We start from the raw sequence: 20,953 nt of genomic DNA, 5'->3' as shown, positions 1-20,953 counted from the left end.
CAATGGCGACGAGCGACGTTAGCAACGAGGGGCTCCGCGAGAAGCTCATCGAGATCAACCGTGTGGCCAAGGTGGTCAAGGGTGGTCGCCAGTTCGGCTTCACCGCCCTGACAGTGGTCGGCGACGGTGAGGGCTCGGTCGGTTTCGGCTACGGCAAGGCGCGCGAGGTGCCTCTGGCCATCCAAAAGGCCATGGAGAAGGCGCGCAAGAACATGCGCCGGGTACACCTCAATGACAACACCCTGCAGTACGCGATTACCGGCTGGCACGGGTCGAGCAAGGTGTACATGCAGCCGGCGTCCGCCGGTACGGGAATCATCGCCGGTGGCGCGATGCGTGCCGTCTTCGAGGTGGTGGGCGTTCAGGACGTCCTCGCGAAGACCATTGGCTCGCGCAACCCCGTCAACGTGGTGCGCGCGACCATCAACGCGCTCACCCAGTACCAGTCGCCCGAGGCAGTCGCTGATCGGCGCGGCAAGTCCGTTGAAGAGATCCTGGGTTAGTCATGGCGAACAACAAGCAGCTCAAGGTGACGCTGGTGCGCAGCACCTCCGGGCGTTTGCGCGCGCACAAGGCGTGTGTCGCGGGTCTCGGCCTGAGGCGCATGCACCAGACCGTCAGCGTTGCGGACACTCCGGAGAACCGGGGCATGATTCGCAAAGTCTCCTACATGCTCCAGGTAGAGGAGGCCTGAGCGATGCGGCTGAACAGCATTTCCCCGGCTGACGGCAGCCGTCCGGACGCGAATCGCGTCGGACGTGGCTCGTCGTCGGGTAACGGCAAGACCGCAGGCCGCGGTCACAAGGGGCAGAAGTCCCGTAGCGGCGGCTTTCACAAAGTGGGCTTCGAGGGCGGTCAGATGCCCTTGCAGCGACGCGTGCCGAAGGTCGGTTTCAATTCCCGTCGTGGGCGCTACGTTGCCGAGGTGCGACTGTCCGAGCTCAAGTACGTGGACGGTGACGTCGTCGATCTGCCGGCGCTGAAGCAGGCCGGGGTGATCGGCCGCGATGCGCGCAGCGCGAAGGTTATCGCGTCCGGCGAGGTCAGCGGCGTGTACACTGTCCGGGGCGTCGGCGTGACCAAGGGCGCGAAGGCGGCGATCGAGAAGGCTGGCGGCAAGATCGAGGCATAAATTGGCCAGGTCACCTGCGAACGTCAACGCGCTTTCGGGCCTCGGTCGGCTGACCGAGGTCCGCCAGCGTCTGGTATTCGTGCTGCTCGCGCTGGTGGTCTACCGCCTGGGCGCTCACCTGACGATCCCCGGGATCGATCAGGCCGCGCTAGCGCAGATGTTCGAGCAGCAGTCGGGCACGATTCTGGACATGTTCAACATGTTCTCGGGCGGGGCGCTCCGGCGGCTGTCCATTTTCGCGCTCGGCGTCATGCCCTACATTTCCGCGTCGATCATCATGCAGCTGATGACCATGGTGATTCCGTCGCTGGAGCAACTGCGCAAGGAAGGCGAACAGGGGCGCCGGCAGATCACGAAGTACACGCGTTATGCAACGCTGGCGTTAGCGACGTTCCAGGGTGTCGGCATCACGTACGCGCTGCAGAATCAGGGCGTCGTGCTCAATCCGGGCCCGGCCTTCCTGTTCATCGGCACGGTCACGCTGGTCACGGGTACCGTGTTCCTGATGTGGCTTGGCGAGCAGATCACCGAGCGTGGTATCGGCAACGGTATTTCGCTGCTGATTTTCGCCGGTATCGTTTCCGGCTTGCCGCAGGCGCTCGGTGGCACGCTGGAGCTGGCGCGCACTGGTGAGCTGTCGGTGCTTACGGTGCTGTTCTTCCTGTTGCTCGCGATCGCGGTGGTCGCGTTCATCGTATTCGTCGAGCGCGGTCAGCGACGTATCACCGTCCAGTACGCGCGCCGCCAGCAGGGGCGGCGTATGTATGCGGCGCAGTCCAGCCATCTGCCGTTGAAGCTCAATATGGCCGGCGTTATACCGCCGATCTTCGCCTCGAGCATCATTCTGTTTCCGGCGACGCTCGGGCAGTGGTTCGGCCAGGGCAATCTGGGTTTCCTGCAGTATGTGGGGAACATGCTGAGTCCTGGACAGCCCCTGTATATCGCCTTCTATGCGGTCGCGATCATCTTCTTCTGTTTCTTCTATACCGCTCTCGTGTTCAACGCTCGCGAGACGGCGGACAACCTGAAGAAGTCGGGGGCGTTCATTCCGGGGATTCGGCCTGGTGAGCAGACGGCGCGGTACATCGACAAGGTGATGACGCGGCTGACGCTCGTCGGCGCGTTGTACATCACCGGCGTGTGCCTGATGCCGGAGTTCCTGATCCTGTACTGGAACGTGCCGTTCTACTTCGGCGGCACTTCGCTGCTCATCATCGTGGTGGTGGTGATGGACTTTATGTCACAGGTGCAGGCGCACCTGCTGTCCCACCAGTACGAGCCGTTGATGAAGAAGGCGAATCTCAAGGCCCACGGGCGCGCGGGCGGCGGTCTGCTGCGCTGAGTCCACCGGCGTGGGTCGTAGCCGTCGGCGGTGACTGCGCCGGCGGCTTGTTTTTGGTAAGCTTCGCCGCTTTCGCGTGCGGCGTGTAACGAATCTGCGGAGAGGACGACCATGAAGGTACGCGCGTCGGTGAAGAAGATCTGCCGCAACTGCAAGATCATCAAGCGGCGGGGTACGGTTCGGGTGATCTGCACCGAGGCCCGCCACAAGCAGCGGCAGGGTTGAGCAGGCAACTGGTTGATTCAACGGCGGAATGCCCGGTATACTAACCGGCTTTCCGCGGGCACGGATATTGGGAGTAACGGCTCATGGCCCGTATCGCTGGCGTAAACATTCCCGCCAACAAGCACACGGTGGTCGCGCTCACCTCGATCTACGGGGTCGGGCGGACGCGCGCCGCGGCGATCTGTGAGGCGACGGGCGTCGCGCAGGAGCGTCGTATCAAGGAGCTTTCGGAAGAAGAGCTCGAGCGCCTGCGCCAGGAGGTCGGCAAGTACGTAGTCGAGGGCGACCTTCGGCGCAGTGTGGCGATGGATATCAAGCGGCTGATGGATCTCGGGTGCTACCGCGGAATCCGGCACCGCCGCGGGCTGCCGGTGCGCGGACAGCAAACGCGCACCAACGCGCGTACCCGCAAGGGTCCGCGGCGCCCGGTCACCCGCTAAGGTCGCGGTCAGCAATCAAGGCTCAACGAGGTCAGGACGGTCATTATGGCGAAAGCGAGTAGCCGCGGGCGCAAGCGCGTCAAGCGCACCGTTGTCGACGGAATCGCGCACGTGAACGCAACCTTCAACAACACGGTCATCACGATCACGGACCGCCAGGGCAACGCGTTGGCCTGGGCGAGTTCCGGTGGTAGCGGCTTCCGTGGGTCGCGCAAGAGCACGCCGTTCGCGGCGCAGGTTGCCTCGGAGCGCGCCGGTGAGGCGGCCAAGGACTACGGGCTGAAGAACCTCGAAGTCCGGGTCAAGGGCCCCGGGCCGGGGCGTGAGTCCGCAGTGCGTGCGCTCAACAATTCCGGCTACCGCATCACCAATATCTCGGACGTCACGCCGATCCCGCACAACGGGTGCCGTCCGCCCAAGAAGCGGCGCGTGTGAGGCAGAGGGTTTAGTCATGGCGAGATATATCGGACCGACCTGCAAGCTCGCCCGGCGCGAGGGTACGGATCTGTTTCTGAAGAGCGGCGTTCGCCCGCTCGACAGCAAATGCAAGCTGGATACCCCGCCGGGGCAGCATGGCCAGCGCCGCGGACGCATCTCCGATTACGGCCTGCAGCTGCGCGAGAAGCAGAAAGTACGCCGCATGTACGGCGTGCTGGAGAAGCAGTTCCGCAAGTATTACCGCGAAGCGGATCGTCGCAAGGGCAATACCGGTGAGAACCTGCTCCAGCTTCTCGAGTGCCGGCTCGACAACGTGGTCTATCGCATGGGCTTCGGCTCGACGCGTGCCGAGGCACGTCAGCTGGTGGCGCACCGGGCGGTGCAGGTCAACGGTCGTGTGACCAACGTTGCGTCCATGCAGGTCAAGCCGAGCGATGTGATCTCCATCAAGGAGAAGGCGCGCAAGCAGGTGCGTGTACAGGCGGCGCTCGAGATGGCCCAGCAGGCGGGCCTGCCGCAGTGGGTCGAGGTGGACGCCAATCAGTTCCAGGGTACCCTCAAGCAGGTACCGGATCGTGCCGACCTGTCGGCGGACATCAACGAGCACCTCATCATCGAGCTGTACTCGAAGTAACGCCGGTCCGCCAAAGCAAGCGAGAGGTCGAACCTCATGCAGGGTCAATTTGCAGACTTTCTCAAGCCGCGCGTCGTCGACGTGCAGGCGCTCAGCGACCGGCGCGCGAAGGTCACGCTGGAGCCGCTCGAGCGCGGTTTCGGGCATACGCTCGGTAACGCGCTGCGGCGGGTGCTCCTTTCCTCCATGCCCGGCTTCGCGGTGACGGAGGTCGTCATCGAGGGCGTGCTTCACGAGTACACGGCCATTGAGGGTGTGCACGAGGACGTCGTGGACATCCTGCTCAACCTCAAGAATCTGGCGGTGCGTCTGAACGCCCGTGAGGAGACGACCCTGCGGCTGTCCAAGCAGGGCCCGGGTCCGGTCACGGCAGCGGACATCGAGCTGGATCACGACGTCGAGATCAAGAATCCTGATCTCGTGATCGCCACGCTGACCAAGGAAGGCGGCCTCGACATGACGCTCAAGGTCGCCCGAGGACGTGGTTACGAGCCGGCGACGGCGCGTGAGGCCGAAGAGGAGCGCTCCATCGGGCATCTGCAGCTGGATGCGACCTACAGCCCGGTGCGGCGGGTCGCGTACAGCGTCGAGAGCGCCCGCGTTGAGCAGCGTACCGACCTGGACAAGCTCGTCATGGATATCGAGACCAATGGCGTGCTCGAGCCGGAGGAGGCGATTCGCTTCGCGGCCGGGTTGCTGCGGGACCAGCTGGCAGTGTTCGTGGATCTCGAGGGCGGTGAGGAGACGTTCGAGCCAGAGCGCAAGGAACCGGAGGTGGATCCGGTACTGTTGCGTCCCATCGACGATCTCGAACTCACGGTGCGCTCGGCGAACTGCCTGAAGGCGGAGAGCATTCACTACGTCGGCGACCTGGTGCAGAAGACCGAGGTGGAGTTGCTCAAGACCCCGAACCTCGGGAAGAAATCGCTCAACGAGATCAAAGAGGTCCTCGCTCAGCACGGGCTTCAGCTGGGCATGCGGCTCGAGAACTGGCCGCCGGCCGGTCTCGACGACAAGGACCGCGCCCTCGGTTGAAGCGGGGAACGGATTGAAGGAAGGCAGACATGCGTCATCGTAAAGCTGGACGTAAGCTCAATCGCGACAGCAGCCATCGGCGGGCGATGTTCCGCAACATGGCGGCGTCGTTATTCCATCACGAGGCGATCCGGACCACGCTGCCGAAGGCGAAAGAGCTTCGGGGCGTGGCGGAGCCGCTGATCACGTTGGCCAAGGAAGATACCGTGGCCAATCGCCGCACTGCGTTCTCGCGCCTGCGCGACAAGGATACGGTTAAGAAGCTGTTCGACGAGCTCGGACCGCGCTACCAGCAGCGCCCGGGCGGCTATCTCCGGATTCTCAAGGCGGGGTTCCGTTCCGGCGACAATGCGCCGATGGCATTCGTGGAGCTCGTCGACCGTCCGGTCGAGCTGGTCGAGGAAGAAGAGCCGGAGGCCGAAGAGGCCTGATTCGCGTTTGGCGCGAGCCGGCTGGAAAGGCCGTGTCCCTTCGGGGGCACGGCCTTTTTCGCGTTGGGGGGCTCGACATGCAGTGCGGTGGCGGCGCACGATGACGGTCCACTAGCGGGGGAGGCCCTATGATCCTGCTATTCACCGATTTTGGCTACGAAGGGCCGTACGTGGGTCTGCTGCACACGATGCTGACGGCGCGTGCACCCGGCGTGCCGGTCATCGATCTGATGCATGACGCGCCGACGTTTCGGCCGCGTGAGGCGGGCGTTCTGCTGGAAGCGTTGGTGTCCTGGATGCCGCCTCGCTCGATCGTGGTGGGGGTTGTGGACCCGGGGGTCGGTAGCGAGCGCGCCGCATTGCTCGCGCGCGCAGGGGACCGCTGGTTCATCGGACCGGATAACGGGCTGTTCGCGCCGTTACTCGAGTCGGAGGAGGTTCGCGTGTGGCAGCTTCCCATCGCTGAGTCGGCGGCACCGAGCTTTCACGGACGTGATGTCTTCGCGCCGGCGGCGGCCGTACTTTCCTGTGGCGTGATGCCACGGGGCATTCGTCGTGCGCGGACATGGGTCGGGCGCGGGGAACGGTGTAGGCGCAGCCGGGTCGTCTATGTGGATGGCTTTGGAAATGTCATGCTGGGTGTGCGTGCCGACGCGCTCGCTGAGGGCGAGGGCCCGCGGTTCGATGGAAGCCCGCTGCCACGGGCACGGACATTCGCCGACCGGCCGTCCGGCGACGCGTTCTGGTACGAGAACTCACTGGGCCTGGTAGAGGTCGCAGTCAATCGAGGCAGTGCGGCCCGGCGATTCGGCCTGGAGGTGGGCAAGACCGTCCCTCTCGGGTGAGACGGACGGAGACGCCGCCAATCGTGGCCGCTAGTGGAGGACGACGGTGATGAAGATCAGCATGGACGTGGAGGCGACGCCCGAAGAGCTACGGCGATTCTTCGGCCTGCCGGACGTGCAGCCACTGCACGCGGACATGGTAGAAAGCGTTCGCAAGGGTATGCGCGAGGGCTGGGAAGGCTACGATCCAGCCGCGCTCATGGCGAGCCTCATGCAGCCTGGCGCGCCGGCGATGGAGGCGTTGCAGAAGACCTTCTGGGAAGCCTTCCGCCAGGGCAGCGCCGGCGGAAAGGGTGACGAGGATTCGCCCCGCAAGTAGTTCTGAACTCCGCCGCAGCGGCCGACATTTGTCTAACCCACTGACTGGCCGGGGCGAGGTGTATCGGTCTCTGCTACAATGCGCGCCGGTCGGGGCGGGTGTGTCACCCGTCTTCTCCCTTCCCAGGCAATCAGGAGACCGTTCATGAAAGCACCCGTACGCGTCGCGGTGACTGGTGCCGCGGGTCAGATCGGTTACAGTCTGCTGTTCCGCATCGCCGCCGGAGACATGCTGGGCAAGGACCAGCCCGTCATTCTTCAATTGCTCGAAATCACCCCCGCGCTCGATGCGCTCGAGGGCGTGGCCATGGAGCTCGAGGACGGCGCTTTCCCGTTGCTCGCCGGTATCACCAAGAGCGATAAGGCCGAGGAGGCGTTCAAGGACGCCGATTATGTGCTGCTCGTCGGTGCCAAGCCCCGTGGTCCGGGGATGGAGCGCAAGGATCTGCTCGAGGCGAATGCCGCGATTTTCTCCGCACAGGGCAAGGCGCTCAACGATGTGGCGAGTCGCGACGTGCGCGTGCTGGTGGTCGGTAACCCGGCGAACACCAACGCGCTCATTGCACAGCGCAATGCCCCGGATCTCGATCCCCGTTGCTTCACGGCGATGACCCGCCTGGATCACAACCGTGCCCTTGCGCAGCTCGCCAATCGTACCGGGAGTCATACGACGAAGATCCAGAAGCTAACGGTCTGGGGGAACCATTCGTCAACTCAGTACCCGGACGTGAGCCACGCGCTGATCGACGGCAAGGCGGCCCGGGATCTCGTCGAGCAGGCGTGGCTGGTCGACGAGTTCATTCCCACCGTGCAGCAGCGTGGTGCGGCGATCATCAAGGCGCGTGGCCAGTCGAGCGCTGCATCGGCGGCGAGCTCGGCGATTGATCACGTGCGTGACTGGGCGCTTGGTACCGATGGTGACGATTGGGTCAGCATGGCCGTTACTTCCGATGGCAGTTATGGCATCGAGGAGGGGCTGATCTACTCATTCCCCTGCCGTTGCCGCAATGGTCGTTATGAAATCGTCCAGGGCCTGGAGATCGACGAGTTCTCCCGCGAGCGGATGACCGCAACCGAGCAGGAACTGCGCGAGGAACGTGACGCGGTGGCGCATTTGCTGCCGTGACCCGCGTTTCGACCCGCGAGTACCGAAGGGGCGCTGCGGCGCCCCTTTTTCGGTCATGCGGCGGTCGTGTCGTGGCCCGGCGAGCTAAGCGGCCTTGATCACCCGATTGCGCCCCTGCCGTTTGGCGGCATAGAGTGCCGCATCGGCCCGCTGCTGAATATCCGCGAGGGTCTCTCCCGCTCGCCACTCGGCGCGGCCAAAGCTCGCCGTCCATCGAATCACGCCGCCACGGCTGGTGACCCGGGTCGCAGATACCGCTGCCCGCAGACGCTCGGCAACGCGCGCGGCGTCCGCTTCGCCGGTGTCGGGCAGCAGCACCGCGAACTCTTCGCCGCCGAGCCGTCCGAGCAGGTCGGTGGTCCGCAGCAGGGGCGCGACGGTATCGGCGGTTGCCTTCAGTACGGCGTCACCAATGGCATGGCCGTGTTCGTCGTTGACGCGCTTGAAGTGGTCGAGATCGAACAGCACCAGCGTCAGTGTCCCGCCATTATCGGCGACCCGGCGTAGCTCGGCCTCGCCGCGTTCGGTAAAGAAATGCCGATTAGCGGCGCCCGTCAGGTAGTCGAAGTGGGCGAGCTGTTCCAGCCGTTCGATGAGGCGTTTGCGCTCCCGCGCAATCAGTCGACGCTGCCGAATTTCCCGGGCGAGACGGTCGTTCGCCTGTTCCAGTGCCCGTGTGCGTTCGGTAACGCGGTGTTCCAGGTTGAGGTTGAGCTCTTCGAGCTGATGCTCGTGGGTGAGCAGATCTCCGACGAGACCGCTCAACGAAGATGACAGTGACTGGACCTCGGCGTAGCGGTCGGAATGCGGGAGGTCGATGTCGTGCTCGCCGTTGCGAATCCGTCGTGCCGCGGCCGTGATTGCCTGCAGTGGTCGGGCGATACGATCTGCATGAAACCAACCGAGCACGAAGGTGAGCGCGCCCACCAGGGCGCCCCAGCCAAGAATGGCCAGGCGCAGTTCCTCGGCGCTCGCATGCGCGATGTGTGCGGGCTGGCGCGCGACGACCGTCCAGTCGAGCCGGGGGTAGCGGCGTGTTCTACCCGTGCGCCGGAAGGCGGTGGCGAAGGTCGTGTCGTCGCGCCACTGAAAGGTCTCGACCGCACCGGTGTGTTCGCGGATCGCCTTCATGAGCGAGGCGGGCGCGTTCAGCTCCGCTGGTGCGCCGATCAAGGCTTCGCCGTCGTTGCCGATGACGAACAGATCCACTGTTTCCCGGGCCGCGATGGGCTTGGCAGCATCCCGCGCCAACCGGCGCACCCAGTCAAGGCGCACGGCGGCGGCGACGACACCGGTGGGTTGTTCTTGGGCACCTCGCACCGGCGCCGCCAGCACAATCGCGCCGTCGTCGACGCCGATCCAGTCGCCGGTTTCGCCGCCCGTCCCGTAGGTGATCCACGGGGCGTAGCGACCGGCACGAAACCACAATGTCGAAGCCACGTCGCGCCCCTCGAGCGAGGTGCGGTCCGCCTGGCGGATGATGCCGTCGCGATCGATGTATGCCATCCACGCGTACTGGTCACTGCCGGCGACCATGTGGCGCAGAAAAGGACGCTGTGACGCGGGGCGCCCGTCGGCGGCGCGAAAGAGTCCGCTCTCCGCGGTGTTGACGATATCCCGGTAGCGTTCGTAGAGCACGATGTCGATGCCGCTGGCTAGCCGGCGGGCACTGGCGGCGAGGAGCTGATTGCTCAGCGCCTCCACCTGGGAGCCGGCGAGCCGGCCGATGGCGATGCTAAGCCCGATGGCGGCGACGATGGTGACGAGCGCGGTCATCGCCGACAGCCGCCGGCGCAGGCTCGGGGCGTGACCTCGCCTGCGGAACCTCAGCATAGGCGCGCTCGAAGTGGCATCGGTCGGTGGCTTTGATACGCTTGCGCGTTAACGACGCGACGCCACTGTCTGGAAAACACCATCATCATGCAGCCATCCGTTACTGTAATCGACCATCCTCTGGTGCAGCACAAGCTTACACTGCTGCGCGACCGCCAGACCTCCACCGCGAAGTTCCGGGACTTGTTGCGCGAGGTTTCGGTACTGTTGGCCTACGAGGTCACCCGTGATCTTCCCCTGACAACGTGCCCTATCGAGACCCCGCTCGCTGCGATGGATGCTCCTATCCTCGACGGCAAGAAACTGTGCTTCATCTCTATTCTGCGTGCCGGCAACGGGTTGCTCGACGGTATGCTCGAGCTCATCCCGGCGGCGCGTGTCGGCCATGTCGGGCTCTACCGCGACCCGCAGACGCTGCAACCGGTGGAGTACTATTACAAGGTGCCAACGGACATGGACCGCCGCCTGGTGGTGGTGGTCGATCCCATGCTCGCCACCGGACATTCGGCGGCGGCCGCTGTAACGCGCCTCAAGCGTGACGGCGTCACCAACATGCGTTTTCTGTGTCTGGTCGCCTCGCCCGAGGGTGTGGAAACTTTTCATGCGGAACATCCGGACGTCCCCTTGTACACCGCTGCTGTCGACGCTGGCCTCAACGAGAAGGCTTATATCGTGCCGGGCCTGGGCGATGCCGGAGACCGGATGTACGGTACCAAGTAGCGCCCGATCCAGCGAGACCGGGTGCGGTGTCTCCCGTGCCCGGCGTTCTGAGGAGTTGCCATGAAGCTCTATGCCTCGCCCACATCGCCTTATGCACGCTTCGTGCGGGTCGTGCTGCTGGAGAAAGAGCTCAACCCGCGCGTGACCCCAGTATGGGTCAATCCGTGGGAGAGTACGGAGGCACTGCTGGCGGTGAATCCGTTTTCCCGGATTCCGGTGCTGGAGGTCGATGACGGGACGCCGCTGGCGGAGAGTGCGGTGATCGTGTTGTACCTGGAGCGCCGTTTTCCTGAGCCGAGGCTCATGCCCCTGGACCGTGTCGAGCATGTCCACCGCAAGCTCGGACTCGCGCAGGGGCTGATGGATGCAGCGGTCGCCGTCGTGGCGCACCGGCGCTTCCACGGTGACAGTGGCGATGACCCGGTGGTCAAACGCCGTCTGGAGGCGCTTGCACGAGCCTTGCCGGTAGCCGACGAGGCCGTGCGTCCCCTGATCGACCGCCCCGACCTGGGCAGTCTCGCGCTGGCCTGTGCTCTGGGGTACCTCGATTTCCGGCTTCCCGAGCTCGACTGGCAGGCGACCACCAGGAAGTTGCCGGGGTGGTATCGCGCCATTGCCGAGCGGGAGTCGCTCGCCAATACGCTGCCAACACTGGAGCAGCCCGCGATCTGATCGCGCGGGCCGTTGTGTGCGTCCGGCGGGGTTGCCGTGAATTGCGCTATGCAATAATTTGCATAGCGGTGCATAGCGAAAGGTACGACGCCATGGGTAACGCCAGAACGATGGCCATGATCGTCGGGCTCATCGCCGGTCTGCTGGCGACGTCATTCGCATTCACGGTCCACGCGGCGGAAATCCGGATCGCGGTGGCGTCCAATTTCGCTAACGCGATGCGCGACATCGTGGCGCGTTATGAAGCCGCATCGGGCAATGACGTGGTGCTGGCGTTCGGTTCCACCGGCAAGCACTATGCGCAGATCGTCAACGGCGCGCCGTTCGATGCGTTCTTCGCGGCCGACGGGGCACGCCCGCGACGCCTGGAGACGGAGGGATACATCGTCGGCGGGAGCCGGTTCACCTATGCGCGGGGTCGCATCGTACTGTGGAGCGCTGACGCCCATGCGTTCACGGACCCGAAGCAGGCGCTGCGAAGGGCCGGATTCTCGCGGCTCGCCGTCGCCAATCCACGTTTGGCACCTTACGGTCTCGCCGCGAAGCAGACACTCACCGAGCTCGGTCTGTGGCGGGATCTGCAGGGCAGGATCGTGATGGGGGAGAATATCGGACAGACGTATCAGTTCGTCGCGAGCGGCAACGCGCCTCTCGGTTTCGTCGCCCTCTCTCAGGTACGTACGCCGGCAGCCGACGTGGTCGGGAGTCACTGGGTCGTGCCGGAGTCCTATCACTCGCCCATTCGCCAGCAGGCCGTTGCGCTCGCGGATCGCCCGGCCGTGGCGGATTTTCTCGAATTCGTGCGCGGCGAGGCGGCGGCCGGGATCATTCGCGGTTTCGGGTATGCTATCCCGGGCGGTGAGTGACGCGATGCCGGGTGCCGGAGCGGTCGCACAATGACCGGCGCTGACTTCATCGCCCTGCGGCTCACCCTGGCCCTTGCGGCCTCGACGGTGGTGATCCTGCTGCTCGTGGGCACACCGCTGGCCTGGTGGCTCGCCCATACCCGCTCACGCTGGCGGACCCTGGTGGAGGCCACGGTGGCTTTGCCGCTGGTGTTGCCGCCCACGGTGCTCGGTTTCTATCTGCTCTTGCTGCTCGGTCCCCACGGCCCCGTGGGCGGCGTACTCGTAGCCCTCGGCGGCGCCCCGCTCGCGTTCACCTTCGAGGGACTGGTATTCGGGTCGGTCATCTACTCCCTGCCGTTCGTGGTGCAGCCGCTGCAGAATGGCTTCGCCGCGGTGGGGCGAGGGCCGCTGGAGGCAGCGGCGACCCTGGGGGCGGGCCGCTGGGATCGCTTCTTCACCGTTGCGGTGCCGCTCGCCGGTCGCGGTTTTCTCACGGCGGTGACACTGGGGTTCGCACATACCGTGGGGGAGTTCGGTGTGGTGCTGATGATTGGCGGCAATATTCCCGGTGAGACGCAGGTCGTCTCCATCGCGATTTACGATCATGTCGAGGCCCTGGACTATGCGCACGCGCATGCGTTGTCGGCGCTGCTGCTGGTGCTGTCCTTCGCTCTGCTGTGCGCGGTCTACTGGGCCAATCGTCGCATCCAGACGTTCGGCCCATGACGCTGGCGCTGTCCTTTCGCCTCGAACGACCGGCTTTCAGCCTGGACGTGGCGCTGACCCTGCCCGCGACGGGGGTCAGCGCGGTATTCGGGCCTTCCGGCAGTGGCAAGACCACGCTGCTTCGTTGCATGGCGGGCCTGGAGCGTGCGGGCGGCCGCATGGCCCTCGGCCCGAGTGTGTTCCAGGATGATGATCATCGCGTGTGGGTGCCGGCGCAGGCGCGTGGCGTGGGGCTGGTGTTTCAGGACGCGCGGCTGTTCGAGCACCTGAGCGTCGCCGGTAACCTGCGCTTCGCGGCACGCCGCAGCGGGGCGGCGGACGGGGAGGTGCACGCCCTTGCCGAGCTGCTTGGCGTGACCCATCTGCTCCGGCGTGGTGTGACAACGCTGTCCGGCGGCGAGCGCCAGCGCGTCGCCATTGCCCGAACCCTGCTGGCGCGCCCCGGCCTGCTGCTGCTCGACGAGCCGCTGGCGGCGGTGGACGAGACCCGGCGGCGTGAAATCCTGCCCTGGCTGGAGCGGGTCGTGCGCGAGCTGCGGTTGCCGACGGTGCTCGTTACCCACAACCTCGATGAAGTCGTGCGGCTAGCCGACCATCTAGTGCTCATGGAGGAGGGCCGGGTGCGTGCCGCCGGCGAGCTCACGGCGTTGCTGGCACGCCCGGATCTTCCGCTCGCCCGGCGAGAAGACGCCGGGGCCGTGCTGACCGCGCACGCGGTAGCTTATGATGCCGAGCATCACATCAGCGAGCTGCGGGTGGGGGGAACGCCGATCTGGCTTGCCGGGGAGCGCATTCCGCCCGCGGAGGCGGTGCGTGTGCGCATTCACGCCAGTGACGTGACCCTCGCCCTGGAGCCGCCCGTGGCGAGCAGCGCGCTCAACCGATTCCGCGGGGAGGTGGAGACGGTGGTGGGCGATCCCGCGCAGGGACGCTGTCTGGTGGCGGTCGCCGTCGACGGCGGGCGTTTGCTCGCCTCGTTGTCCAGCCTCTCCCGCGAGCGCCTCGGTATCGAGCCCGGTCGACGGGTCTGGGCGATCGCCAAGACTGTCGCCCTGGTATGAACCGTGGCGGCTCAGACCCCCAGAATGACGCTGGAGGCCTTGAACAGCGCGGTCGCTGCCACGCCCGGGGCGAGACCCAGGCGCTCGACGCTGTCCTGAGTGATGGTCGCCGCGATGGTCTGGCCACCGGCGAGCTCGAGTACCACCTCCGCATTGACGGTGCCGGGCACCACCCGGGCGATGTGGCCGTGCAGGCGGTTGCGGGCGCTCACGCTCAGCTCGCCGGTGGCGATCATGACCGCCGACGCCTTGATCAAGGCGTGCACGCCACGGCCTTCGCGTATGTCGAGCTCACGCAGGCTCTCGGCGGTCACCACCGCGGCGATTTCCTGAGAGCCGTCGGCGAGGGTGATGCAGACTTCCACTTCCACGGCGCCTGCGTGGATGCGCGTAACCTGGCCGTAGATCTGGTTGCGGGCGCTGGTGCGCAATGCCAGTCGTCGGGTGAGCGCGATCGCATCGCCCGTCGCGCCCGCGGTGGCCGGTTCCGCGGCGAGCCGGTCCTGCTCGGCGGCGAGACGCCGCCACGCCGCCAGCAGCTGGCGTCCGGCGTCGGTGAGCCGGGTTCCGCCACCGTGGCGCCCGCCGGTACGCCGCTCCAGCAGGGGGACTGCCGACAGATTGGCGATTCGCTCGATGCGGTTCCACGCCGACCGATAGCCGATGCCTGCCGCGTGGGCGGCGGACTTGATCGAGCCGTGACGATCCAACGCCTCGAGCAGGCGCAGATCGTCGGTGAGTCGGTCGCTGTCCGTGCGGCTCACGAGTGAGCCTCCGTCACCAGGTCGCGCACGGTGCGCCCGGCCAGTGTCTCCGCCAGGTGTTCTTCCCAGGCATCACCGGCGGCACGTGCCGCCGTCGGCGCAGTCAGAGCGCGCGTGTCGATGCCGGGGCGTTCGCCGTGGGTACGCACGGCGGCGAGGAGTTCCGCCAGCGCCGTGGTCTCCGGCGGGGTGGCCGGTACGTACACCGTGGTGGCGTTGTCGCCGTCAAGCGGTCGCAGGAAGCCCGCGTCCACCAGCGCCTGAAGGCTCTCGCCCACCAGATACGGTGGCAGCCGGACGCTGTCGGCGAGCTCATCGGCGTTCGGCGCCGGCGTGCGTGCATAGTAGGCGCCGGCGATCAGCGCCATGAGCGCGAACGCCAGGCGCTCCTGCAGTCTCGGGCTGAGTGCGGCGGCGTCACCGCGAATGATCAGCTGCCGCGGATGTTGATGATAGTAGGCGATGCTCGCGCCGATGAGCAGGATCAGCCAGCTCAGGTACAGCCAGATCATGAACACCACCAGCGTGGCGAAGGCGGAGTAGATGGCCGTATACCGTGTGGAGCCGGCGATCATGGCGGCGAACACCCAGCCGCTGCTCTGCCACAGCACTCCGGCCACGAAGGCCCCGACCAGCGCCGAACCGAAACGCACACGAGTATTGGGAATGAACAGGTACACGAAGGTGAAGGCGGCGACGATCAGCACGTAGGGCAGCAGTCGTGTCAGCGCCTCGATCAACAGGCCCAGCGGCGCTACCGTCGACAGAGACTGAACCCACTGCGATCCGAATACCGACGCCGTGATGCCCATGGCGGAGAAGACCAGCACGGGCCCAATCAGCAGTACGCTCAGGTAGTCGCTGAAGCGTTGCAGCAGCGGGCGCGGGTGGCGAATGCTCCAGATCGCGTTGAACGCCTGCTCGATCTTCTGCACCAGCGCGACCACGGTATACAGCAGCAGTGCCAGGCCCAGCGCCCCGAGCACGCCCACTTTGACATTCTCCACGAACGCGACGATCTGCTCCGTGATCTCAGCGCCGCGTGGGCCCAGCGGCGCCAGAAAACGTTCCAGGGCCGGTTGCATCTGATTGTGGACACCAAAGGCCTTGAGCACCGAGAAGCTCACGGCGAGCAGCGGCACCATCGACAGCAGCGTGGTATAGACCAGGCTCGTGGCACGCAGGGTGAGCTGGCCGCGGGCTGCATCCTCGCCGACTGAAAATGCCAGGCGCAGCAGAAACAGCCCCCGGCGCTGCCACCAGCGCAGATCATCGGTCTCGGGGCGTCGAAGCAGATTGTCGAGACGTTGGTAGAGTTCTTGGATGTACACGACTTGGGGACCTGATGGCCTGGTCGGCGGTGTCGTCACCCCGCATTCTGGCACAGCGTGCTCCGGGAGGGAGCCGGATCGGCACCCCGGGCGGAGACAGGAGGGGACTTGCTTCCATGGATTCACTGACGCAGCTCGTCTTCGGTGCCGCGGTGGGGGCGGCGGTGATGGGACGGCGGGCGGGTGCGCGCGCCTTCGTCTGGGGCGGCATCGCCGGTACCCTGCCTGATCTGGACGTCGTCATCCCCTTCGATAACGCCGTCGCCTCGTTCACCTATCACCGCGGAGCCAGTCATGCCCTGGCGTTCCTCAGCGTCGCCGCGGTGTTGCTGGCAGCCGCTGCGGACCGCCTGCACCAGGACCGCTGCGGACGTGCGTTCGGGGGCTGGTTCGCCGCCTTCTGGCTGGTACTGATCAGCCACGCGTTGCTGGATGCGTTCACCATCTACGGTACGCAGTTGCTGCTCCCGTTCTCCGACTATCCCGTGGGCCTCGGTAGCATTTTCATCATTGATCTGCTCTATACCCTGCCCGTGGCCGTGGGGTTGGTCGGCGCGTTAATTGGCCGACGCTGTTGGCGCCGGGCGCGTCGGTGGAATCTCGCAGGACTGGCTCTGGGTGCCGCGTATTTGGGTTGGAGCGTGATCGCCCAGCAGCAGGCAGAGGCCGCCGGGCAGCGTGCGCTCGCCCGCGCGGATCTTGACGTCAACGGCCTGCTGGCGACGCCGACGCCGTTCAACACCGTGCTCTGGCGCCTGGTCGCGGTGGGCGACGACGCGTACTACGAGGGGTTCTACCGCATCGATGGCGCGCTGCCCGTGCGATGGCAGCGCTATACCCGCGCTCCGGAGCTGCTCCAGGGCATCGGCGAGGGTTGGGCGGTACAGCGTCTGGCCGCCTTTACCAAGGGATTCTACGCGGTGACCGCCGAGGGGCAGCGGGTGGTGATCACCGACCTGCGCATGGGACAGGCACCGTACTATGCCTTTCGTTTCCAGGTGGGTGAACGTCACGGGGGTATCACCCGGCCGGTGGTCAGCCGGCGTCTGGAGCAGCAGCGTCCGTCACTGGCTGTCGTGGTGCAGGAACTCGTCGCCTGTGGCAGCGGATGGCCCACCCGGTACATCGCCTGCCGCTGACCCGCGCCCCTGACGGATGCAACACGCCGACTGGCAACTGTTACAATTGCAACGATCGTCACCGACGGCCGTCCGGTCGTTACTATCGAGAGCGAACCGTCATGACCCCGAGAAACGCCTTCGTCGCGGGGCTGCGGGCCATGGGCCCCATTACGCCCAGCGCTGTGCCCTTTGGCGTAATGGCCGGCATCGCCGCACGCGACGCCGGTCTGGACGTGCTCGCCACCATGGGCATGTCGCTGTTCATCTTCGCCGGCGCCTCTCAGCTCGCTTCCGCGCAGCTCGTCGCCGACGGTGCGTGGGCGGGTGTGATCATTCTCACGGCGCTGGTGATCAACCTGCGCTTCGCCATGTACAGCGCATCGCTGGCGCCGCATTTCGCCCATCTGCCCGTTCGCTGGAAATGGCCGCTCGCTTATCTGCTGACCGACCAGGCGTATGCCGTGTGCATCGGCCGCTTCATAGCACATCCGGACATGGCGGCGCGGCACTGGTTCTATCTAGGTGCGGCGCTGCCGCTGTGGGTGGTCTGGCTGGCGGCCACCGCTGCCGGCATTCTCATAGGCGCCGCGGTGCCGCCCGCCTGGCAGCTGGGCTTTGCCGTGCCCCTGATCTTCCTGGCTCTGCTGGTGCCCACGGTTCATGACCGGCCCATGGCAGTGGCCGCCCTGTTCGGCGGAGGCGTCGCGCTTGCCGCCCACGGGCTGCCGTTCAATCTCGGCATGATTACCGGCGCCGTGGCCGGCATCGCCAGCGGTGTCGTGGCGGAATCGGTGATATCCCGGGAGGCCGCGTGAGCGAGACGGGGGTGTGGCTGATCATCCTCTGTGCCGGCGTGGGCACATTCGCGCTGCGCCTGTCGTTCATTCAGGCGGTCGGCCATCGCGGCATGCCCGACTGGCTGCGGCGACCGCTGCGCTATGTCCCGGCGGCCGTGCTGTCGGCGCTCGTGGTCCCCGGGATCGTCGTGGGCGGCCCCGAGCCGCTGGATCCGGCACGACTGGCCGGCGGCGCCGTCGCCGCCCTCGTCGCCTGGCGCACACGTAACACGCTCTGGGTCCTCGCCGCGGGCATGGTGGTGCTATGGGCGGTCAGCGCACTGTTGCGGTGACCGCCCCGTCGGTGCTACTGTCAAGTCGACAGCCACAGAGTCATTGAGAATGTCGGTCATCGGTAACACGCGCTTTTGGTTTTTCTGGTTTTATCCTGGGTCTATCGATCCGGGCCAGTGCCGTGTTGCCTGACGCAAGAGCCTAAGCCAGACGCCACACGAAACGCCCCCGGATCGAGAGATCCGGGGGCGTTTTCGTTTGGGGGTCTCCATTACAGAGGGCAAGCCATGGAGAGCAAGGACGAATCATCGCGACTGGAGCAGATGCTGGCCAGTCGCGATCTGACCGAGCCGGCTCACGGGGGACATCGTTTCCAGGCGTTGGTCACGCGCGTCCACGAGTCCGTTGCCGAGGTAATCGGCTGCAGCCGCCAGCTTCTGCGGCTACCGCCCTGGGAGTCGTCCGGCTTCGGTGAGCGCCGGCGGCCGCGACCGCGGGCCGGCCTGGTCGGTGGGGTGTGTGAGCTGCTCGCCAGCCAGGCGCTCGATCCGCCCAACGACCGGCTCGTGGTTTCTCCCGGGCCGGTGCTCGACGATCGCGGGTATCGCCACGAGCTGATGCTGGCGCGGGTGAGTGAAGCGCCGGTGACGGCAATGCAGCTCGCGACGCTGGTGCGCGCGGCGACGGCGGGCGCAGGAGTGACTTCGGCTTATCGGCTTCTGCCCGAGCGCAACAGGCTTGCCCACGGTCTGCGACTGGAAGTGCAGGGCGAGGCGGGATGGCAGGCGATCGGTCGCTGCGGCCTGGCTTCGACTGACGACCTCGTCCGGGCCGGGCTTGATTCCCGGGGGCATGGTGCCGCTGTCATCTGCTTTGGCCTGGAGGCACTGGATGCAGTACTTGGCGGGCGTGACGAGGCGCCGCAGACCGCTTGTGCGGCAGCTGCCGGTTAGTGTCGTCGCCGCTTCGGCACACTCGTGCCCTCCAGTACACTCCGGCGATTGCCGGGGTGTGCGTTCCCGCGGAGAAAATCTCGCGCACTGCGTTCAACAAACAAAAAAAAGCCGGCCACAAGGGCCGGCCAAGAGGAGGAGAGGCGATATCCCGGAAGTCCCGGGGTGGCCGGCGATGCAATCGCCGGCGGAATTCTCGGGGAAACGGCGAACGACTGCCGCGTGCGTGCGATTCGTCCAGCGTTTCCCTACCCCATCGGGGCGCGGGTCAGTAGGCCACCGACCTCCGCATAGCCATGCGAATGATCGCGCAGGGCATTGGCGAACCGGCGAAGCGCGCGTGCCATCATGTCGCTGCGAAGGCGGCGGCTGCGTCGCAGGACCGGCTCCACATCGAGCAGCGTGATCCGGGCTTCATGCTCAATGGGTTCGCGTTGATTCATGGTTGTTTCCCTTTCGCGGCCCGCAATGTGTCCGCGTTTGTTGACAAAAATTTATACAAATGTGTTCAACCGATAAAGATTCTGTCGTCACAACAGGTGTGACTGACGCTCACGAATTGCCTCAACGGGCGAACGGCCGCGTGTGCGCCGCCAGGCGTCGATACATGGCTTCGCTGCGGCCGCGGCTGAATGCGTGGTAGAGATTCGCGGCCGCCCGGCGCAGTGCGGCGGCGCGCAGGCGGCGACCGCGCATCACCGCCTCATTGACCTTATCGCTGCTATATTCGCCAAATGTGTGAAAATCCTTGCGTGTGCGCATGACTCGTGGCCTCCGTCGGCCGTCGCGGAGACGGCGCGCGCTGAATGTTGCGTAGCACAATACAATAGGCGACGGCAGCGATAATCCCGGAGCACGGCAAACCGGCTGTGAATGTCCGGCATAGATAGCGGGAGGACCCATGGACAAGGCGGCCGAAATGATGATCTTCGCGCGAGCCGTGGAGGAGGGCAGCTTCTCCGCCGCGGCGCGCGATCTGGACCTGACGCCCTCGGCGGTGAGCAAGCAGATCCGCCGACTTGAGGATCGCCTCGGGGTGAGGCTGTTCAACCGGACGACGCGGCGGATCAGCCTCACGGAAGCGGGGCAGGCGTATTACGAACGCTGCGCACGCATCATCCAGGAAATCGAGGAGGCCGAGGAGGCGGTCACCTCGCTCAATGAAAATCCCCGGGGCACGCTGCGCGTGGCGGCGACGGTCGCCTTCGGCCGCGTCGAGGTGTTGCCCCGCATCAACGAGTTCCTCGATCGCTATCCGGAGATCAACGTCGAGTTCGAGCTCACTGACCGGCACGTGGACCTGGTGGACGAGGGCATCGACGTCGCCATTCAGTGGCGCGAGCAGATGGACGATCCATCGCTGATCGCGCGCAAGCTGTGCGTCAACCGCCGCATCATCTGCGCCGCGCCTTCGTATCTGGAGCGCCACGGCACGCCGCGAACCCCCGAGGAGCTGCTAGAGCACAATTGCCTGGCGCTCTCCGAGCTCGAGCTGTTCAATGACTGGGAGTTCGAGGACGAAGTGGGCGGCCGCCGCGTGCTGCATGTGAGCGGTAATTTTCGCGCCAACACCGCGGACGCCGTCTACGAGGCGGTTCTCTCCGGCGCGGGGCTGGCGCGTCTGTCCACTTGGCTCGTGGTACCGGATATCCGCGCCGGACGGCTGGTGCCCGTTCTGCCGGAGTATCCCCACGAGAACTCGGCGTTCTATGTTCTCTATCCCCATCGTCGCCACCTCTCGCGCAAGGTGCGAACCTTCGTCGACTTTCTCGTCGAGGTGTTCACCCCCGTGCCCCCCTGGGAGCGTGAGGGCGTCGAGTTCACCGCGGAGGAGTGGCGCGCGCGTATCAGTGCGCCGCGGGACTGAGCGCGAGCGGGACACAACCAC

The 20,953-nt window shown here is 65.8% G+C and carries 28 protein-coding genes; 23 read left to right on the top strand and 5 right to left on the bottom strand.

Going from position 1 to position 20,953, the window contains the following annotated elements; translation table 11 throughout:
• Positions 1-2 precede the first annotated feature (2 nt).
• From rpsE to ACPEES_RS17275, 13 genes are all read left to right on the top strand, one after another.
• Entirely contained in the window at positions 3-503 is a 501-nt protein-coding gene (rpsE, locus tag ACPEES_RS17335) for a 30S ribosomal protein S5 (RefSeq protein ID WP_435104836.1), read from the top strand.
• A gap of 2 nt (positions 504-505) precedes the next feature.
• A complete protein-coding gene (rpmD, locus tag ACPEES_RS17330; protein ID WP_435104835.1) occupies positions 506-694 on the top strand; it encodes a 50S ribosomal protein L30 in 189 nt (62 codons plus the stop codon).
• A 3-nt stretch (positions 695-697) separates the two neighbouring features.
• On the top strand, positions 698-1,132 hold the full coding sequence (gene rplO / locus ACPEES_RS17325; RefSeq protein WP_435104834.1) for a 50S ribosomal protein L15: 435 nt from the start codon (positions 698-700) through the stop codon (positions 1,130-1,132).
• 1 nt (position 1,133) lies between these two features.
• Entirely contained in the window at positions 1,134-2,474 is a 1,341-nt protein-coding gene (gene secY / locus ACPEES_RS17320; RefSeq protein ID WP_435104833.1) for a preprotein translocase subunit SecY, read from the top strand.
• A 111-nt stretch (positions 2,475-2,585) separates the two neighbouring features.
• Positions 2,586-2,699 carry a 50S ribosomal protein L36 gene (rpmJ, locus tag ACPEES_RS17315; protein WP_435104832.1) on the top strand — a complete coding sequence of 38 codons (114 nt, stop codon included), beginning with the start codon at positions 2,586-2,588 and terminating at the stop codon, positions 2,697-2,699.
• A gap of 83 nt (positions 2,700-2,782) precedes the next feature.
• The gene (rpsM, locus tag ACPEES_RS17310) at positions 2,783-3,139 is read left to right on the top strand and encodes a 30S ribosomal protein S13 (RefSeq protein ID WP_435104831.1); all 357 of its coding nucleotides are present in this window, start codon (positions 2,783-2,785) and stop codon (positions 3,137-3,139) included.
• A gap of 45 nt (positions 3,140-3,184) precedes the next feature.
• A complete protein-coding gene (gene rpsK / locus ACPEES_RS17305) occupies positions 3,185-3,574 on the top strand; it encodes a 30S ribosomal protein S11 (protein WP_435104830.1) in 390 nt (129 codons plus the stop codon).
• 16 nt (positions 3,575-3,590) lie between these two features.
• The gene (gene rpsD, locus ACPEES_RS17300; RefSeq protein WP_435104829.1) at positions 3,591-4,211 is read left to right on the top strand and encodes a 30S ribosomal protein S4; all 621 of its coding nucleotides are present in this window, start codon (positions 3,591-3,593) and stop codon (positions 4,209-4,211) included.
• A gap of 36 nt (positions 4,212-4,247) precedes the next feature.
• Positions 4,248-5,246, top strand: a complete 999-nt coding sequence (locus ACPEES_RS17295; RefSeq protein WP_435104828.1) for a DNA-directed RNA polymerase subunit alpha — start codon at positions 4,248-4,250, stop codon at positions 5,244-5,246.
• A 29-nt stretch (positions 5,247-5,275) separates the two neighbouring features.
• On the top strand, positions 5,276-5,677 hold the full coding sequence (gene rplQ, locus ACPEES_RS17290) for a 50S ribosomal protein L17 (protein ID WP_435104827.1): 402 nt from the start codon (positions 5,276-5,278) through the stop codon (positions 5,675-5,677).
• A gap of 128 nt (positions 5,678-5,805) precedes the next feature.
• Positions 5,806-6,522 carry an SAM hydrolase/SAM-dependent halogenase family protein gene (locus ACPEES_RS17285; RefSeq protein WP_435104826.1) on the top strand — a complete coding sequence of 239 codons (717 nt, stop codon included), beginning with the start codon at positions 5,806-5,808 and terminating at the stop codon, positions 6,520-6,522.
• A gap of 49 nt (positions 6,523-6,571) precedes the next feature.
• Positions 6,572-6,841, top strand: coding sequence for a DUF6489 family protein (locus ACPEES_RS17280; RefSeq protein WP_435104825.1), 270 nt, complete (start codon positions 6,572-6,574; stop codon positions 6,839-6,841).
• 144 nt (positions 6,842-6,985) lie between these two features.
• On the top strand, positions 6,986-7,966 hold the full coding sequence (locus tag ACPEES_RS17275; protein WP_435104824.1) for a malate dehydrogenase: 981 nt from the start codon (positions 6,986-6,988) through the stop codon (positions 7,964-7,966).
• 84 nt (positions 7,967-8,050) lie between these two features.
• On the opposite strand, the gene ACPEES_RS17270 is transcribed toward ACPEES_RS17275, so the two are convergent.
• Entirely contained in the window at positions 8,051-9,799 is a 1,749-nt protein-coding gene (locus tag ACPEES_RS17270) for a sensor domain-containing diguanylate cyclase (RefSeq protein WP_435104823.1), read from the bottom strand.
• An 87-nt stretch (positions 9,800-9,886) separates the two neighbouring features.
• On the opposite strand from ACPEES_RS17270, the gene upp reads away from it, so the two are divergent.
• The 5 genes from upp (at position 9,887) to modC (ending at position 13,826) form a co-directional block, all read left to right on the top strand.
• A complete protein-coding gene (upp, locus tag ACPEES_RS17265) occupies positions 9,887-10,519 on the top strand; it encodes a uracil phosphoribosyltransferase (RefSeq protein ID WP_435104822.1) in 633 nt (210 codons plus the stop codon).
• Positions 10,520-10,579: 60 nt separating this feature from the next.
• Entirely contained in the window at positions 10,580-11,191 is a 612-nt protein-coding gene (locus tag ACPEES_RS17260) for a glutathione S-transferase family protein (protein ID WP_435104821.1), read from the top strand.
• Between the two features lie 92 nt (positions 11,192-11,283).
• A complete protein-coding gene (gene modA, locus ACPEES_RS17255; RefSeq protein ID WP_435104820.1) occupies positions 11,284-12,057 on the top strand; it encodes a molybdate ABC transporter substrate-binding protein in 774 nt (257 codons plus the stop codon).
• A 30-nt stretch (positions 12,058-12,087) separates the two neighbouring features.
• Entirely contained in the window at positions 12,088-12,765 is a 678-nt protein-coding gene (modB, locus tag ACPEES_RS17250; protein WP_435104819.1) for a molybdate ABC transporter permease subunit, read from the top strand.
• On the top strand, positions 12,762-13,826 hold the full coding sequence (modC, locus tag ACPEES_RS17245; RefSeq protein WP_435104818.1) for a molybdenum ABC transporter ATP-binding protein: 1,065 nt from the start codon (positions 12,762-12,764) through the stop codon (positions 13,824-13,826). Before modB ends, modC begins: the two co-directional genes overlap by 4 nt.
• Positions 13,827-13,837: 11 nt before the next feature.
• Here modC and ACPEES_RS17240 read toward each other — a convergent pair whose 3' ends face one another.
• Together ACPEES_RS17240 and ACPEES_RS17235 are read right to left on the bottom strand one after the other, a co-directional pair.
• Positions 13,838-14,590: a TOBE domain-containing protein gene (locus tag ACPEES_RS17240; RefSeq protein WP_435104817.1), complete on the bottom strand. Its 753-nt coding sequence runs from the start codon at positions 14,588-14,590 to the stop codon at positions 13,838-13,840.
• On the bottom strand, positions 14,587-15,921 hold the full coding sequence (locus ACPEES_RS17235; RefSeq protein WP_435104816.1) for a YihY/virulence factor BrkB family protein: 1,335 nt from the start codon (positions 15,919-15,921) through the stop codon (positions 14,587-14,589). The genes ACPEES_RS17240 and ACPEES_RS17235 overlap by 4 nt, the downstream gene beginning before the upstream one ends.
• A 116-nt stretch (positions 15,922-16,037) precedes the next feature.
• Between ACPEES_RS17235 and ACPEES_RS17230 the strand changes: the two genes are divergently transcribed.
• The 4 genes from ACPEES_RS17230 (at position 16,038) to ACPEES_RS17215 (ending at position 19,065) form a co-directional block, all read left to right on the top strand.
• Positions 16,038-17,060 carry a metal-dependent hydrolase gene (locus tag ACPEES_RS17230; protein ID WP_435104815.1) on the top strand — a complete coding sequence of 341 codons (1,023 nt, stop codon included), beginning with the start codon at positions 16,038-16,040 and terminating at the stop codon, positions 17,058-17,060.
• A gap of 101 nt (positions 17,061-17,161) precedes the next feature.
• Positions 17,162-17,857, top strand: a complete 696-nt coding sequence (locus tag ACPEES_RS17225; RefSeq protein ID WP_435104814.1) for an AzlC family ABC transporter permease — start codon at positions 17,162-17,164, stop codon at positions 17,855-17,857.
• Positions 17,854-18,171, top strand: coding sequence for an AzlD domain-containing protein (locus tag ACPEES_RS17220; protein ID WP_435104813.1), 318 nt, complete (start codon positions 17,854-17,856; stop codon positions 18,169-18,171). The genes ACPEES_RS17225 and ACPEES_RS17220 overlap by 4 nt, the downstream gene beginning before the upstream one ends.
• A 228-nt stretch (positions 18,172-18,399) precedes the next feature.
• Positions 18,400-19,065, top strand: a complete 666-nt coding sequence (locus ACPEES_RS17215) for a hypothetical protein (protein ID WP_435104812.1) — start codon at positions 18,400-18,402, stop codon at positions 19,063-19,065.
• A 248-nt stretch (positions 19,066-19,313) separates the two neighbouring features.
• Here ACPEES_RS17215 and ACPEES_RS17210 read toward each other — a convergent pair whose 3' ends face one another.
• A complete protein-coding gene (locus ACPEES_RS17210) occupies positions 19,314-19,508 on the bottom strand; it encodes a hypothetical protein (protein ID WP_435104811.1) in 195 nt (64 codons plus the stop codon).
• 121 nt (positions 19,509-19,629) lie between these two features.
• Complete coding sequence (locus tag ACPEES_RS17205; RefSeq protein WP_435104810.1) at positions 19,630-19,827, bottom strand: hypothetical protein; 198 nt, start codon at positions 19,825-19,827, stop codon at positions 19,630-19,632.
• Between the two features lie 139 nt (positions 19,828-19,966).
• On the opposite strand from ACPEES_RS17205, the gene ACPEES_RS17200 reads away from it, so the two are divergent.
• Positions 19,967-20,932 (top strand): LysR family transcriptional regulator, encoded by a 966-nt coding sequence (locus ACPEES_RS17200; RefSeq protein ID WP_435104809.1) that lies wholly within the window; start codon positions 19,967-19,969, stop codon positions 20,930-20,932.
• The last annotated feature ends 21 nt before the right edge of the window (positions 20,933-20,953 follow it).

The organism is Arhodomonas sp. AD133, from assembly GCF_051195215.1.
Taxonomy (GTDB): Bacteria; Pseudomonadota; Gammaproteobacteria; order Nitrococcales; family Nitrococcaceae; genus Arhodomonas.
This window is presented reverse-complemented; position numbering and strand designations above follow the sequence as displayed.